This is a genomic window from Paenibacillus sp. FSL H3-0286 (assembly GCF_045040705.1).
GTDB lineage: Bacteria > Bacillota > Bacilli > Paenibacillales > Paenibacillaceae > Paenibacillus_AQ > Paenibacillus_AQ odorifer.
The window spans coordinates 3750463-3765549 of the sequence record NZ_CP150285.1 but is presented as its reverse complement, the minus strand read 5'-3'; the positions used below and the strand labels follow the sequence as shown (position 1 = coordinate 3765549).

The window sequence follows — 15087 nt, the reverse complement described above, 5'->3', positions numbered from 1 at the left end:
CCTCATCTTTTTTATGAATACTTCCCGAATAATTACGTGTCTCTACTTAAATAACCAATCAACTTTTTCTGCGTATTCGCAGTTTATTTTAGTCCCTATAATTAGCTAGGATGAAGTGCCCGGGCCATCGCATCCATATAGCCCTGAACAGCGCGCTGACTCACTTCTGTTTCTGGAGCGAAAATTTCGAAAAGGTGAAAACAACCGGGATACAGGTGGAATTCAACATCTACACCTGCTTGTGCAAGTCGTGCCACATACTCCATTGTCTCGTCTCGGAATAGATCGAGCTGACCTATACAAGTATAAGCTGGCGGCAAACCTGCCAAGTTCTCCGCTCTCGAGGGTACTGCATAAGTAGATTTTCCTCTGACGTCGCTCTCCTCGCCCAGGTACATGTTCCAAGCTGCTATGTTGTCTGTTCGGTTCCAGATTGCGCCTGCTTCCGTAATCTCATGACTGGACGGTGTGATGTTACGGTTGTCAAGCATCGGGTATAATGGCATTTGGAAAATAAGAGACGGTCCTCCTTTATCACGCGCCATCAGCGCGAGTGCTGCTGTCAGTCCGCCGCCACCGCTAGCACCGGCAATTGCAACCCGATCCACATCAATGCCAAGCAAGGCTGCCTCCTCCGTCATCCATACCAATCCAGCATAACAATCTTCGATCGCCGCCGGATAAGGGTGCTCGGGAGCAAGCCTATAATCAACCGATACGACTATACATTCAGCTGTCTGAACAAAACGTTCGCATAATTCGTCGTCCATATCCGGATGTCCTAACACGTATCCTCCCCCGTGAATCCATAGCATGGCAGGTAACAAGTCATTCGTTCGCCCGGCAGGCTCATAAATTTTCACCAGCATCTCGCCTCCATCCCTCGGGATTTTGCGCCTGGTTGTGTTTACATGCTCTGATCCTTCCACGGATGCAGCTGACACTAAGCTCCTGCTCCACTCTAAATTCTTCTCCAATTCAAACCCAGGAAATTGTGAATAAACCTCTCTTAATTCTGGTAGTATACGTGGTTCAACACTCATAATAATCCCTCCAAATAAAATAATGAATTCGTTCGTTTACGTCTTATTCATAGATAATCCTTATCCCATTTGAGCTTCCCACTTGGCAATTTCCTCTCGTACTTGCGGCGCAACTTCTGTACCGAGCAGTTCTATAGCCCGCATAACCAACTCATGCGGCATCGTACTTAAGGGAACATACATCATGAATCGTGTAATCCCTACATGCTTACGCAGATGGATTATTTTTTGGGCGACTGTTTCCGGATCCCCTACATACAACGCACCATCAAAGCGTCGGGCAGCATCATAGCTGGAACGATCGTAGTACGCCCACCCCCGTTCTTTGCCGAGCTTATTCATACCGTACTGGGTTGACGGAAAAAAGAGTTCTGCTGCCTGTTCCGTATCTTCTGCAACAAATCCGATGGAATGTGAACCTACCTGAAGCCGTGATGCATCATGTCCGGCATGAGCTGCCGCCTTTTTATACAGTTGTACAAGCGGTGCAAAATTGGTTGGGTTTCCACCGATAATCGCCAGGACTAATGGCAGGCCCAGAAGTCCTGCACGCACGGCAGACTCCTGGGTACCGCCGCTACCAATCCATACGGGTAAAGAGTGCTGAACAGGGCGCGGGTATACACCCAGATTATTTATCGCTGATCGATGTCCTCCACTCCATGTAACTTTCTCAGATTCCCGTATTTTCAGAAGCAGCTCGATGTTTTCATTAAATAAATCCTCATAGTCATGCAAGTCATACCCAAAAAGCGGAAAGGATTCAACAAAGGAACCCCGGCCCGCTATAATCTCGGCACGTCCATTGGATAAGCCGTCAAGCGTGGCAAAATCCTGAAACACACGGACAGGATCAGCTGATGAAAGGACCGTCACAGCACTCGTCAATCGAATCCGCTTTGTTAGGGGGGCTGCAGCAGACAACACCACTGCTGGTGATGAAGCTGCATAATCTTCACGATGATGCTCACCTATGCCAAACACATCAAGTCCTACCTGATCCGCAAGGACGATTTCTTCGACGACTTCTCGTAATCGCTGTGCGTGACTCATCACAACTCCGGTCTCAGTATCAGGCTTTGTTTCTATGAACGAAGTAACACCTATTTCCATAGTTAATCTCTCCTTATATTTTCTCTAGCAATTCGCCCGACATCATCGGTGCAACCCAATTTCTTAAGAAGAATGCTCAAGACAACGGATTAAAGCCGTCCAATCCAACTCACCATAACCATTGGCAATTCCTTCAGACAAGTGATGGTGGATAAGCTGACCTAAAGGTAGAGGAGTTTGAACGGACTTCGCTGCCTCAATAGCCAATGCAACATCTTTTAACCCAAGCTTCATTTTAAAACCGGCCGGTTCAAAGCGCTGTTCGCTCATGATCGCTCCATAGTTCTGATATATTGGAGATTGAAAAAGAGCATTCACGACATTCATAAATCGGGACGAATCAATACCGTGCTTTTCTACCATTAGCTGCACTTCCGACAAAGCTTCCAGCATTGAAGCAATTAGAAAGTTAACGCCAATTTTCACAACGTTCCCTTCTTCGCCGTGATCCCCAATCTCTACTATCTCTTGACCCAATACTGTTAAAACGGGAAGTACCCGTTGTCTTGCTTGTTCCGGACCAGCTAAAATAATACGCAATTTAGCTTCTTTAGCGGCATCTGGGCGCCCCATCACCGTGGCAGACACAAAGTGTTGCTTTCGCTCCGCATGCGAGACGGATAATTTTCGAGCCAGATCTACGCTGATTGTACTGGCAGAGATGTGAATTCCATTTTCCGACAATCCATTCAGAACACCATCTGGTCCCTCGACGACCTCCTTCAAAGCAGCATCATCAGAAAGCATGGTAATTACAAGATTGCTTTCTTTCACTGCCTCTAGCGGTGTTTTGGCATATCGTGCTCCCTGTTTCATTAAGGGTTCAACTTTTTCAAGGGTCCGATTAAAGATGACTAATTCATAACCTGCTTTCAACAGATTTTGGGCCATTGGGAGCCCCATATTTCCAAGCCCAATAAACGATACTTTCATTAGACACCTCTCCTTATTTTGAGGGATTTCTCAATAACGGAATGATCGTTCCGTAATAATTAAAAAAATATAGTCTAACACATACTCCTTAATTAGCACCTTCAAAATATGGGGAATATGATAACGGAACGATCGTTCCGAAATAATTAAAAAAAATTAGATTCCTGCTATTACAAAGCTAATCATCTCTTTTGCACGTTCCGGATTCTGATCTGCTTTGGCCATAATATTAATGCTTTGATGTAAATTCAACAATAAATAAGACAACGCTTTGATATCAGTCGTTTTATCAATTTCTCCCCGTTGCTGGCCCTTTTCTAAAAGGTCACAAAAAGCTTGCTCTAATTCCAAAAAACTAGTCTTTATCAACTCATTAATTTTTTCATCTGGCGACTCCAATGTTGTAGCTACATTCGTAACAAAACACCCGCCCGGCAGGCTGGTATCGTATGCTGAAGCAATATGATACTCAAAAAATTGAAGAATTCCATCTCTAACACTAGATGCATGTTCAAGAATAGCCTGCTTATTGAAATTCCCCTTTTTATAATGCTCAAGGGCATCTGTATACAAGGTTTGCTTGTCGGAAAACGTATCGTAAAGGCTGGATCGGCTAATGCCCATCACCTCTAGTAAATCCGGTATGCTAGCCGCTTCGTATCCTTTTTTCCAAAACAACAGCATAGCTTGATGCAGCGCTTGATCTTTGTTAAATTCTTTTGTCCTAGCGATAAGTAACACCTCCCGTCATTGAAATATAACATATCTGAACTGATCAGTCCAGATTTATAAAATAAACGGACACTCATATTGGTGTCCGTTCTTAAGAGCAAATACATAGTCATTGAATTGCTCATAAACATCTTTTATCCAAACATCAATGTTTGTTGCATATTATTCTAGTTTAATGATCAAATCAGCTAGTTCAGAGTTAGGCATCTCGTTTACGGTAAAATATAATAGCTGCTGTAATAAAGATCAGTGTCCATAACAGGGAAATACCTGTCCCTTCCATTGGTGTAAGGACATTTATTTCATCGGAGGAAGGCGGCATATACATATAATATCCTGCTGTATCCGGAAAAAAATATTTAGTATTGTGTAGAAAATCTTTCGACAATGGACTGACAATGAAGTAATAGCCAAGCAGTACCACTAAAGCAGGAGTAGTTCGTCTTAATAAAGCACCTATAGCTGCACTGAGAAGTGTGGTTAAAGTTAGATAGCCTGTTGCACCTGCTAATGATTTTATCATTTCGTCTATTTCAATCACTACTGCTGTGTCTTTCATCATGATAAAGGTATATAGTACACCTGATGCAGTAGTAAAAGACGCCGCAGGAATGGTTATAATGGCCAAGGCCAAATACTTCGTGGATAATTGAAACCCTCGCCAAGGTATCGTAGTTAAAGTAGTTCGAATCTGTCCCCCTGTATATTCTGAACAAGTAGCTAAGATACCAAGAATAATGAATCCTGCTTGAAGATATCCCATAGAAGAAAGTCCTGTATTCAGTATATTTTGCGTTCCTGCTGCCCCTTGTAGATCAACAGAAGTAAAAGCAGCGGCTAAACCTAAATTAAGAATGAATGTAACCAAAAGAGTGAGCCCTATCAATGGTAATGTAACTAATTTATCCAGTTCAGCACCCAGGATTTGTGTTATCTTTCTACTAGATGAGACACTCATGCTGCAACGTCCCTCCTATGGAATACAATAGCTGCAACAATGAAAACAACGACTACCCAGGCAAACATGACTAAACCGCCTGTGAAGGGGGTGTGAAACCTCTCGAATAAACTGCCTGTGGACGTGTTGTCCGTAAACATAAACATTTCAGCGCCAGCCCTATCTGGTAAGTAAAACGCCAACTTTGTAACCCTATACAACAGGACACTAAATGATACAACGGATGAATTTATTATGAGCACAGCAAGCGGGAGGATGCCATTCTTAGTTAGAAAAGTAATTCCAAGTGCTAAAAGAGCAGTGAATGTCCAGTAACAAATGGCACCGATAAGTCTGGACCATTCAAATGCAGGGGCATATTCACCAAGAATAAGATGCGTTGCAGACACAGTTGTCATAATAGCTACAATACAAAGCAGTATGCTGATCACAGTCACAGCACCTGCTTTTGCCAATAAAAAATGAATTCGGGATGAAACAACAGTTAAACTCGTTGTAATCTGTTGTCCTCCACCAGATTCACTGCTCTCTGTCAAATACTCACTGCTGACAGCAAGCACACCAAGAATAATAACGCCTTGCACACCAAGAGCTAACCCGATATAGCCAACTTCCGATAGCCGCGTGCTAACTCCAGCTATAATCTCCTCTTTTTGTGCTATGCTGTCCAAGGCAGAAATAAGCGCTGGGGCAAACGCTCCAATGAGAAAAGCAAGCCAAATACCCGGTAAGGAGAACAATTTAGATAGTTCCGCGTTGAATGCTCTCATACAACTTCACCCGCATTTTCAGATGTCAGGGCAAAAAAGGCTTCCTCCAGCGTGGAATAGTTACCTATTACTTCTTCCAATGTTCCATCTGCAACGATGGTTCCATGCTTAATAATCACCACATCATCAACCGTCTCTGCAAGCTCTCCCATTAGATGACTGGATAACAACACCGTATTTCCAGACTCAGCACGTTCACGTAAAAATGTCCGAATCCACCGAATTCCTTCTGGGTCGAGCCCATTTACGGGTTCATCTAAAATCAATATTTTTGGATCACCGAGTAGCGCAGCTGCTATTCCAAGTCTCCTCCCCATACCAAGAGAATACTTCCCAACTCTTTTTCCGGCTGCATTAGTAAGACCTACTATTTCCAGAACTTCCTCGACACGTGAGTTAGACAATCCTGCGGCACGGGCAATCCAACGCAAGTGTGCCCGTCCTGTTCGCATACGATGAGCTCCAAATCCATCAAGTGCGGCACCTACTGTGGATACAGGATTCTGTAATTCTGCGAATGGCTTTCCATTGATTAGTGCACTCCCTGAGGTAGCACGATCTAATCCAAGCAGGATGCGAAGTGTAGAGCTTTTACCTGCTCCATTTGGACCTAGAAAACCAGTTACTCTGCCAGGTCTAGCTTTAAAACTGATACCTGATAAGATTTTCCCAGTTCCGCGATGTTTGACTAAGTTATTAATTGTAAGCAACCATAACACTTCCTTTCTGTTATGGTTCTAATTATAAAGAAGCAAAGTTACATCTCGGTTATCCTGCTGTTTACTTCTGGTTTAACTTTAGGTTAAGCTCTACCAATAGCCACTGTTGTGCCGTTTTCATTTGATGTAAAGTCAGCTTTAAGCTTCATTTTATTCAACATATAATTTGAAGTCGATAAACCTATCCCCGCCCCACGCTCATAGGAAGAGTTATCCATCCCCGGACCTCTGTCTGCAACAATGATCTGTTCTTTTTCTACATCAACCACAATGTTTACATATTTGCCCTCTGCTGCATGGCGGAGAATATTCTGAAATAAATTATCCAGAACACGTGTCATCCATTTAGGATCTGCTTCCCAATAAAAAGTCTTCTCTGTCGGTAAATCAACCTCGATCCGGATTTCTTTTTCTTCAAATACAGGATACCACGCAGCAACAGATGCTCTTACTAAACGTCCAATATCTGTTGAAGTGGGCTCAAAAGGATGTTTTCCTGATGTAAGCAATGTATAGGAAAGTAAATCATCCATTAGATCTCCGACTCTAGTAATCGTATGGTTCATCTCTGATAATGAGTTTTGTCCTTCTAGACTCATTGATTCTTTATTTAATCGGGTGACATGTCCTCTCAAAATGGTAAGCGGCGTTCGTAAGTCGTGAGATAAATTCGCGATGAGTCGATGTCGTAACAATTCCTCTTCATGTTCTCGCTTGCGACTGTCTTCAAGCTGTTGAATCATCCAATTAAAGGAACTTCCTAACTGGTCTATTTCATCCATACGATCACTTTGAACAGCTATTGGTTTAGGAAATGAGTTATGATTAGCTGAAAATGACATGACTTCCTGTAAGCAGGTGAGACGTTTACAAAGTCTCAAGAAGAAAATCCAAGAGATTACCACAAATGCGACAATAATAAAACCAAACACAAGAAGTACAATGTAAAAATAATTTAACTTATTCAGCTCTTCTTCATTAAAAGGAGACGCAATGAACGCAGATAAGAAAATAAGTACGATCGGAGGTAAAAAGATAAATAGAAAATGTCCTTTTAGAAAACGACGAAATAGTGATTTAGTCTGTCTCATAGTTTCACCCGATAGCCTATTCCCTTCAATGTTTCAATAATCTCTGGGGAGTCTGGATGGCGTTCCAGCTTTTGACGCAGTCGATGAATATGTACCATTAATGTTTTATCACCTGTGATATAAGCCTCTTCCCAGATGGCTTCATAGATTTGTTCTTTTGGTAAAACTTGATTAGGGTGGCGTAAGAAGTACATCAAAATATGATGTTGTTTCCCTGTCAATATAATTTCTTCTCCTGTGTGTTTGTCAAATACCGTTTGGATTTCCGGATCTACTTCAATATAATTCCCTAATGAAATGCGTTCGGAATGTGTTCCGCCCTTTCGACGGATTAATACTTCTAATCTAGCAATTAGTTCATCCGTATGGAATGGTTTCGTTAAATAGTCATCAGCAAATTGTAACCCTTCTACCTTATCATCTATCGATGTTCGAGCAGTTAACAGCAAAATAGGAACAGCAGGAGCTGCCTTTTTTAATCGTTTCCCCACAGTAAATCCGTCTAAACCGGGTAACATGATATCCAAAATAACGATTTCATGCTGATTTACTTCTTTTTCAGCTCCTTCACCAGAAAGCAGCCACTGTACTGAAAATCCTCGTTGTTCCAATTCTTCCTTTACCCAACTGCCTATCTTCTCATTATCTTCAATATATAACACGTTTCTTTTCAAGTAACTTCCCTCTTTCTAAACCGAGTTCACTATTAGACAGATTAACACAATCTAAAGAATTGTTTCCAGTTAAGACAATTTTATTGTTCGTTAATAGAGGACTTTCACCGCCAAGTTATCGTCTATGCCGGGCGCACACTAGAAAACCCTCTAACATGGCAGTGCATGTTAGAGGGTTTCGAGCGTAGCTGCTAATTTTAGGAAATACTACTTCGTGATACTAATGGATTTCGAAGTATTATCGAAGAATATATTTGCACCAAAATACTCAGCAATGAAACGTAATGGGAGCATAGTACGACCGTTTACAAGTTCAGCTGCTACATCCATTCCTGGTGCAAGTTCACCGATCTTAATCGACAAAGTCTGACCTTTCAAAGTAATCATTACGGTTTTCGTAACGTTATCCCAGCTTACGTTTGCTCCTAAGCTCTCGGCAACGAAGCGCAGTGGGACTAACGTTCTGCCTTTAACTACCGTTGAAGCAACGTCCATACTCATTTCGATTCCGTTTAATTTATATCCTGTCTTTCCTAAAGTGAATTCCAATTTCACAGGTTCAGGCTTGGCTGTAATGAAGATATAACCTAGTCCTTTTGCCGTGAAAGTAAATTTACCTGTCTCACGCTCATAGTTGCCGCCTAAACGCTCCATGTTACCGTTCAATTGAAGCATAACACCGCATAACATGTTAAGCTCGTTTGTCGACAACTTCTCTTTTGACAGATCGAAGGTTACGGGTATAAGCCCTGTATAATCCGTTACTTCCCGGCCATCCACGAAGATCTTTAATTCATATCCCCGCCCTATAGCTCCGCCTCTTTCATCTACAGGTTTAATGACAACCTTCATCCACTTTCCTGTATTCAATTGCTTCAACAATTCAGCGGACAATTTAACAGATACGGTGTTATTCGTAACGATTAGCGGTTTGTCGGCATTAATAATCGCACCGATCGTATCGCTTTGAATCTCAAGCTCATCTTTTCCGGCTGACATCGTCAATGCAATGGAATTGCCCTTCTTCAGCTGCTCTTTGATTGTAGCATCAATACGCTCCGCTACTGATAACTCTGGCGAAGGAGTCGGCGTACTGCTGTGGCCATTTGAATTGCCGCCATTGTTATTGCCATTATTGCCACCACTGTTATTTGCAGTAATTACAATAGTTAACTCTATCGTATCCATGCCAGCATGATTGGAAGCCGTAATATTGAATTTGTAAGTTCCCGCTTCAGTAGGCACGCCTGAAATAATACCCGTAGCTCCTTCTAAATTCAGCCCAGCAGGTAAATAATTATCACTCACTTTCCAGGTAATCGGTTTGTCGCCGTAAACCGCTAATGTTACCGTATACGGTTGTCCAACGTTGCCGCTTGGCAGATTCTTAGTGATAATCTCCGGAGCTGTATCCACTGGCTTATCTTCTTTAATCTCGATGCTCAATTCTCGCTCATCTTTACCAAAATCATTCGTTGCTGCAACCGTGAATTCGTAATATCCTGCCTCTGGAGGCGTACCCGAGATAACGCCTGTTGCTTCATCTAGTTTCAAATCTACTGGCAAATCTCCTCCCTGGACCTTCCAAGAAATCGGTTCACTGCCATATACCGCTAGTGTTACTGTATACGGTTGTCCAACTTTGCCATTTGGTAAATTCTTAGTGATAATCTCCGGAGCTGTATCAACTGAGACATCTTCAGTGATCACTATATTGAACTGTTTTGTGTCACTGCCAACGTCATTGTTTGCTTGAACTTTGAACTTAAATTGACCCCATTGATCCGGTGTACCAGAGATAACACCAACATCTTCATCCAAGCTCAATCCTGATGGTAATTGCCCCTCTACAACGGCCCATTTGATCGGCTTATCGCCATCAGTGGTAAGAACTGCCGAATAAGGTTGTCCTACCTTGCCATCCGCAAGCGAATTCGTCATTATCGTTGGTGCCGTACCTGCGTCTTCAGCCCATTTCGCATATAATTCAATATCCCTTGTAACAGGATCAGCATCGAAATTCCAAGCATCGTTTAATCCTTTATCTTGATACCAACCGCCGAAAACAGTTTTATCTTTTGTCGGCGCTGTTGGCTCGGTAATTGTACCGCCCATGTCAGCGAACTTCACCGCAACTTCACTGCCCCCATTGGAATCAAAAGTTACCGCATAAGGGTTGTGCGCGCCGATGGAATGCGTTCTAGCGCTAAGTGAATTGCCGAAGAAGTCTGTTCTCTCCGTCATATGAGGCAGAGCATTCGCCCGATCCACATATGGGCTTACAATCTCGGCACCTGCACCATAGGCCAGGTTATTACCATCCGCAAGACGGAACCCGTTCATCGCATCGTAATCAAGCTTGGCATCCACTGTCCCACTGTTGGTAATCCAATGTTCAGGTGCAGATTTATAATCTTTTAATATAGAATTCAGTTCCTCTTCCGTTACATAGCGGTTGTCTGTTGCTGTTACGCCTGCACCTAGATATCCGCCTCCACCTGCGTTCATGCTGCCAAAAAGATTAGCCGGATACACAATGTTGTTCGTAAACCGTCCGGCTGCAAATGGAGCTGATGTTCCCCCGCCTTTCAGACCAACCTGGTTGTTTGCCCCAGTGTAGGCAAATATATTATTTTGGAAATAAATGTGCAAGTTGGAGGCTGTCGGGTCAAATACTAACGAACTGCTATTCTTCAATGGTGTGACGATGACATTGTTATAGTATAAGCCACTTAATTCCTCGCTCGTTGAAGAACCTCCTGCAAGCAATATTAGACTGTTAAAGCTCTTGTTAAAATCGGGGCTGCGGCCGTCGTTCACGCTAATATTATAGCGAACGATATTGCCCTTGGCAGCATTCATCTGTAAGTACCAACCACCATAGTTATTTCGGCTGTAATTGTATTCATACACATTATCCTGACAATAGTTGTCAATGTCCCAAGCCATACCGTCATTACTTGCATGATAAGGGTTATCCACAGCTTCATTATAGCGGAAGATGGTGCCTTTACTTGCCATAATCCACGCAGCCGCATAGTTTTGCGAACCTAGATATGTTGGTGTTGTATTATTTGGCCCCCAGTTCGTAACCAGATTGCCACTCTTATCGCTTAAATAGCTATAACCGTTGTCTGTGACCACATTTCGTTCCACAAGGGAGTTGTTCCCGCCGGACATGACAATGCCATCTCCAACCGAACTAGAAACCCAGTTGTTTCTAAACACAGCGTTGGATGCCCAAGGATAGCTAGAATTACTCCAAGTAATGCCTGTGTTATTAGTCCCAGGATTGCTTGGCCCGTAGGCATTATTGCGAATACCTTCGTTATCACAACGAAGGGTTTTGTTGCCTTCAACCAATATATCCACATAACCATTAATAATGATGCCGCCGGATACCTTACTTGCCCCATTTGCTTGGTGCAGCCCATTAACATCATGAACATAGTTATCTCGAATGACGATTCCTTGCATACGAGCATCAGCATAATCTTGAATATTAAACTGACCTTGTCCCAGCTTCGAAATCCTTGACATTACAGCGATACCGGAGCGGCCGTCACCTGCCGCATTGCCGATGTTCGTTACTTCAATTCCACTGACTACCCAATAGTTTACGTCATATAACTCAATGGTACCGTTTAAGGATATGCCTGATGGGCTCGACGCTGTTCCTCCACCATTAATTACCGGGCGTTGGTTAGGGTCGGTCGTATTATATTTTGTAAGCGTAATCGGATTTCCTTCCTCACCATTGCCGCGCAGTCTGATTTGTTCGTTCCATACGCTATTCGCATCCAGATAAATAGTTGAACCTGGCATAAATACATATTCATTAATCTTGGAGATTGATTTCCATGCCGTAGCTGGTGTGCGTCCATCTGCATGATCGTCACCGTTATTGGAGAGATAATAATCACGGACTTCAAGGGGTACAATGTTCAACTCGAAGGTGATTTCGGCAGGATACAGATCAAGTCTAACGGTATATTTTCCCGGCACGATATTATTTCTTGTGAATGATTCTTTGTTAATCTTCAATACATTACCGCTAACCGTATAATCCACATCCCGCAGCAGAGTTACAGCGCCGATCTTCACTCCAGCCAGATCCGTTAAATCAGGATTTACGGTGATATTATAGTCATCCAGACCAATAACATATGTGCTGTCTTCCAAGTGACTATACTCTTTAGGCAAGAGCTTTAGCGTAATAGAAGCTGTTCCGGTTTGGGCTGCTATTCCACTATCGATAACATATACGTCATCGATAAAATGCCTGTTCTGTATATCCTTAACCGTTCCAGGCTTGTTGCCCCAGTTCGTAGCAAGCTGCAATGCATCGATCTTGGAAATATTGTTCTTAACTGGAGTATCAAAATTTCCGCCAGCTGTTGTTTGCCTTTGAATGTCTTGTCCATCGATTTTATAGGTTGTTCCTGTTGATGTAACGAACCATTGAAATTTATGCCAACCTTCGCTTCGCTGGACATCTACAGGATAGAATCTCCCGGATGAACCAGGCCTGACTGCGTAATTGGTCAGATTTTCCGCCCAGTCACCATCTCCATTGCCATAATTTATTGCGATATGTTCATTGGACGATGGGGTTAAGCCAAAGACAGCGTGGTCATTGGAAGCCGCTCTGCCATCATCATAGTACCAAGCAGTAACGATTGTTGTCTTACCGGTTGCAGGGGCATAATTATAGGTACCTGGAACAGTCGCCACCTGACCGGCGCCGCTTGATGTCGCGGCCTTTCCTCCGGTACGGGACATCACATCGCTGTGAACATATCCGTTCGCACCATTTGAAAATTTCTTCTCCCCTTCAAATCCATCGTAAAACTTAGTGTCAGCCTTATTGAAGTAATCAACGCTCACATGTACAGTAACTTCTTCGTTCCCTGTCGGAATATAACCTTTCTTAACCGTCACGAATCCGGCATCATCAACTTCAATCTTATCCTTGTCTTGATCCGCCGGACTGAAGCTGATGTTATCAGCAACGAACACATCAGCTGTGTCAACCATTAACCGCGTTCTATCTCCTGCCCGTAATGTATCGTTCTGGCGAATTAGCGCAATGTTCGCTGAATATTGTGCACTCTCCCCTGACTCATCAGAGTCTAAGAATCGTGACGTTGCGTTGCCGTTTGCTTTTATTTTAAATGTATCATTTAAAGTCGGGGACAAAGCCGCATCATTGCTTGTTGCTGCAATCGGGCTTCCATTAACCACTCCATTACTGAAGAGTTGAACCGAATAGGCAGATGCGTTAGCGACGCGATCCCATGTAGCGTATGTGCCGTTCCATCTGGCATTTGCCGGTACAGGCAATTTCTCAATCTTTAATATTCCGGATGCTGCAACTTCTTCACTGATATCTCCCGCATTATTTATGACAATAGCTGTAATAGTGTAGTTGCCCACTCCGAGTGCCCTTGCATAGGGCAGAACATGATGCCTTTCATGATTGTTAGGCTGGTCGGGTCCCCCATTTTTCGATAAATAATAACCAACCGGTCCACCGTCTTTGAACAGTGTTACAAGGGTATCCCCGTAATTGGAAGCGCCATTATAAATACCCGTATCCGAGTCAAGCGTTGGATTAATTGGTGCATTCACCTGCGTATTGGTGGTTATCAACAACGGTACAGCATGGGATTTCACTACAACTCCCTCTGCCGAGGAAACTTCGCAATAATAAAAATTGCCTTGTTGTGAAGCTGCGTCCACATTGGAAAGTGTTAATACTGCCTTATCAGCTCCGCTGACTTTTGTCCCGCTCAAGCCAGTCTCATCATCAGATACATACCATTGATAAGCAGTAGCAGCGGCTGATGCCGTAATGCTAAATGTTGCTGTCTCACCTTGTTTCACTTCTGCAGCTGTTGGCTGAGTGCTTATTTCTAAATTTGGCAATCCGCCGGGAGGCACCAAATTCACTGTTAATGTTCTGGTTCCTGTTGTTGTAGCCACATCTTTTACAACATAAAAATCGTCAATTAGATGTTTATTTTTAATATAAGCTTTGTTCCCTGTCTGGCTATTCCATCCTCCCGCTATTTTAGGCTGAATGGTTGTACCGCTCTTCATAGCTCTGTAAATATCACTTTGCGCTGAATCGGATATTAATGTTCCGTCTATTTGTAACGTCGCACCATTTGGTGTAATAAGCCACTCGAATTTATGCCAGCCTGTGGAACGTAAAGCCCCGCTATCTTTCCAACGGTTGCCTGCTGTACCCGCTGATGATGGTGCATAAGCCCAAGTATATTTCGTCGGGTTATGAATAACATCTGCCTCTGAACTTTGATAGAATGTCCCGGCAAAGGTGGCATTTTTACCATCTACAATAGCAAATTGCGTTCTATCCGTCGCAGTCTTCTCCTCATTAGGATACGGGTCAAAATACCATGCCGTCATCTTATAATTGCTGCCAGCCGGCAATGCCACATCTTGAGCTACCTTTTCATTATTCGTATCATCCGAAGGTGTAATCGCTTTCAATCCAGAACGGGACTGTGCATCGGACAGCGTGAATGACGAGCTTAATTTGCTCATAGATGTCATCGGACCATTGTTGTTCTCGAAGTCCTCCATGAATAACACTTCTGAGTCAGGGTAATAACCCGCCCTGGCCGTGATTGTCACCGGGACGCCCGGAGCATCTGGCGACGCAAATGTATAACCGTTAGATAAAGTAATGTTCCCCTGATTATTAACAGTTAAAAGTTGCGAATTGCTGGAATCATAACTTACCTCGTCAATAACCGGTCCTTTAACCAGACTGCTTAAAGGTGAACCTTTATACGTAAGATTTACCCTACCTGTTTGACCTGCCGCTTGTGTCAATTCTAGTACAACGGAGTCAAAAGATTCACTCCCTCCCGCAGCTGACACTTCGGATGAAGGTGCTAAGCCGAACAGACCAGGGAATGCCAACGTTGTAGCCGTAACTATCGACAAAGCTTTTTGCATCCATTTCCATCGTATCATTCCAAAATTTCCTCCCTTTGAAATTAATAAATTTATACTTTATAAAAAA

General features: G+C 43.2%; 10 protein-coding genes. All 10 read right to left on the bottom strand.

From position 1 onward, the window contains the following. Positions 1–101 precede the first annotated feature (101 nt). The 10 genes from MHB37_RS16860 to MHB37_RS16815 all read right to left on the bottom strand — a co-directional run bounded on the left by MHB37_RS16860 (position 102) and on the right by MHB37_RS16815 (position 15038). Positions 102–1043: an alpha/beta hydrolase gene (locus tag MHB37_RS16860; RefSeq protein WP_405168278.1), complete on the bottom strand. Its 942-nt coding sequence runs from the start codon at positions 1041–1043 to the stop codon at positions 102–104. Between the two features lie 60 nt (positions 1044–1103). Continuing rightward, entirely contained in the window at positions 1104–2156 is a 1053-nt protein-coding gene (locus tag MHB37_RS16855) for an LLM class flavin-dependent oxidoreductase (protein ID WP_405168277.1), read from the bottom strand. A 63-nt stretch (positions 2157–2219) separates the two neighbouring features. Then, positions 2220–3089, bottom strand: a complete 870-nt coding sequence (locus tag MHB37_RS16850) for an NAD(P)-dependent oxidoreductase (protein ID WP_405168276.1) — start codon at positions 3087–3089, stop codon at positions 2220–2222. A 156-nt stretch (positions 3090–3245) separates the two neighbouring features. Then, entirely contained in the window at positions 3246–3830 is a 585-nt protein-coding gene (locus MHB37_RS16845) for a TetR/AcrR family transcriptional regulator (RefSeq protein WP_249267693.1), read from the bottom strand. Positions 3831–4020: 190 nt separating this feature from the next. Then, complete coding sequence (locus MHB37_RS16840) at positions 4021–4779, bottom strand: ABC transporter permease (RefSeq protein WP_405168275.1); 759 nt, start codon at positions 4777–4779, stop codon at positions 4021–4023. Beyond that, positions 4776–5549, bottom strand: a complete 774-nt coding sequence (locus MHB37_RS16835; RefSeq protein ID WP_076309489.1) for an ABC transporter permease — start codon at positions 5547–5549, stop codon at positions 4776–4778. The genes MHB37_RS16840 and MHB37_RS16835 overlap by 4 nt, the downstream gene beginning before the upstream one ends. Then, a complete protein-coding gene (locus tag MHB37_RS16830) occupies positions 5546–6259 on the bottom strand; it encodes an ABC transporter ATP-binding protein (protein ID WP_405168274.1) in 714 nt (237 codons plus the stop codon). Before MHB37_RS16830 ends, MHB37_RS16835 begins: the two co-directional genes overlap by 4 nt. Positions 6260–6351: 92 nt before the next feature. Then, positions 6352–7359 (bottom strand): sensor histidine kinase KdpD, encoded by a 1008-nt coding sequence (locus MHB37_RS16825; protein ID WP_076190266.1) that lies wholly within the window; start codon positions 7357–7359, stop codon positions 6352–6354. Then, positions 7356–8033: a response regulator transcription factor gene (locus MHB37_RS16820; protein ID WP_076190267.1), complete on the bottom strand. Its 678-nt coding sequence runs from the start codon at positions 8031–8033 to the stop codon at positions 7356–7358. Before MHB37_RS16820 ends, MHB37_RS16825 begins: the two co-directional genes overlap by 4 nt. Positions 8034–8240: 207 nt before the next feature. Continuing rightward, positions 8241–15038: a stalk domain-containing protein gene (locus MHB37_RS16815; RefSeq protein ID WP_405168273.1), complete on the bottom strand. Its 6798-nt coding sequence runs from the start codon at positions 15036–15038 to the stop codon at positions 8241–8243. Between the last annotated feature and the right edge of the window lie 49 nt (positions 15039–15087).

Bases quoted from the DNA above. Each gene is read 5' to 3' on its own strand.
- MHB37_RS16860 (WP_405168278.1), bottom strand. From the start codon at position 1,043: ATGAGTGTTGAACCACGTATACTACCAGAATTAAGAGAGGTTTATTCA.
- MHB37_RS16855 (WP_405168277.1), bottom strand. From the start codon at position 2,156: ATGGAAATAGGTGTTACTTCGTTCATAGAAACAAAGCCTGATACTGAG.
- MHB37_RS16850 (WP_405168276.1), bottom strand. From the start codon at position 3,089: ATGAAAGTATCGTTTATTGGGCTTGGAAATATGGGGCTCCCAATGGCC.
- MHB37_RS16840 (WP_405168275.1), bottom strand. From the start codon at position 4,779: ATGAGTGTCTCATCTAGTAGAAAGATAACACAAATCCTGGGTGCTGAA.
- MHB37_RS16835 (WP_076309489.1), bottom strand. From the start codon at position 5,549: ATGAGAGCATTCAACGCGGAACTATCTAAATTGTTCTCCTTACCGGGT.
- MHB37_RS16825 (WP_076190266.1), bottom strand. From the start codon at position 7,359: ATGAGACAGACTAAATCACTATTTCGTCGTTTTCTAAAAGGACATTTT.
- MHB37_RS16815 (WP_405168273.1), bottom strand. From the start codon at position 15,038: ATGATACGATGGAAATGGATGCAAAAAGCTTTGTCGATAGTTACGGCT.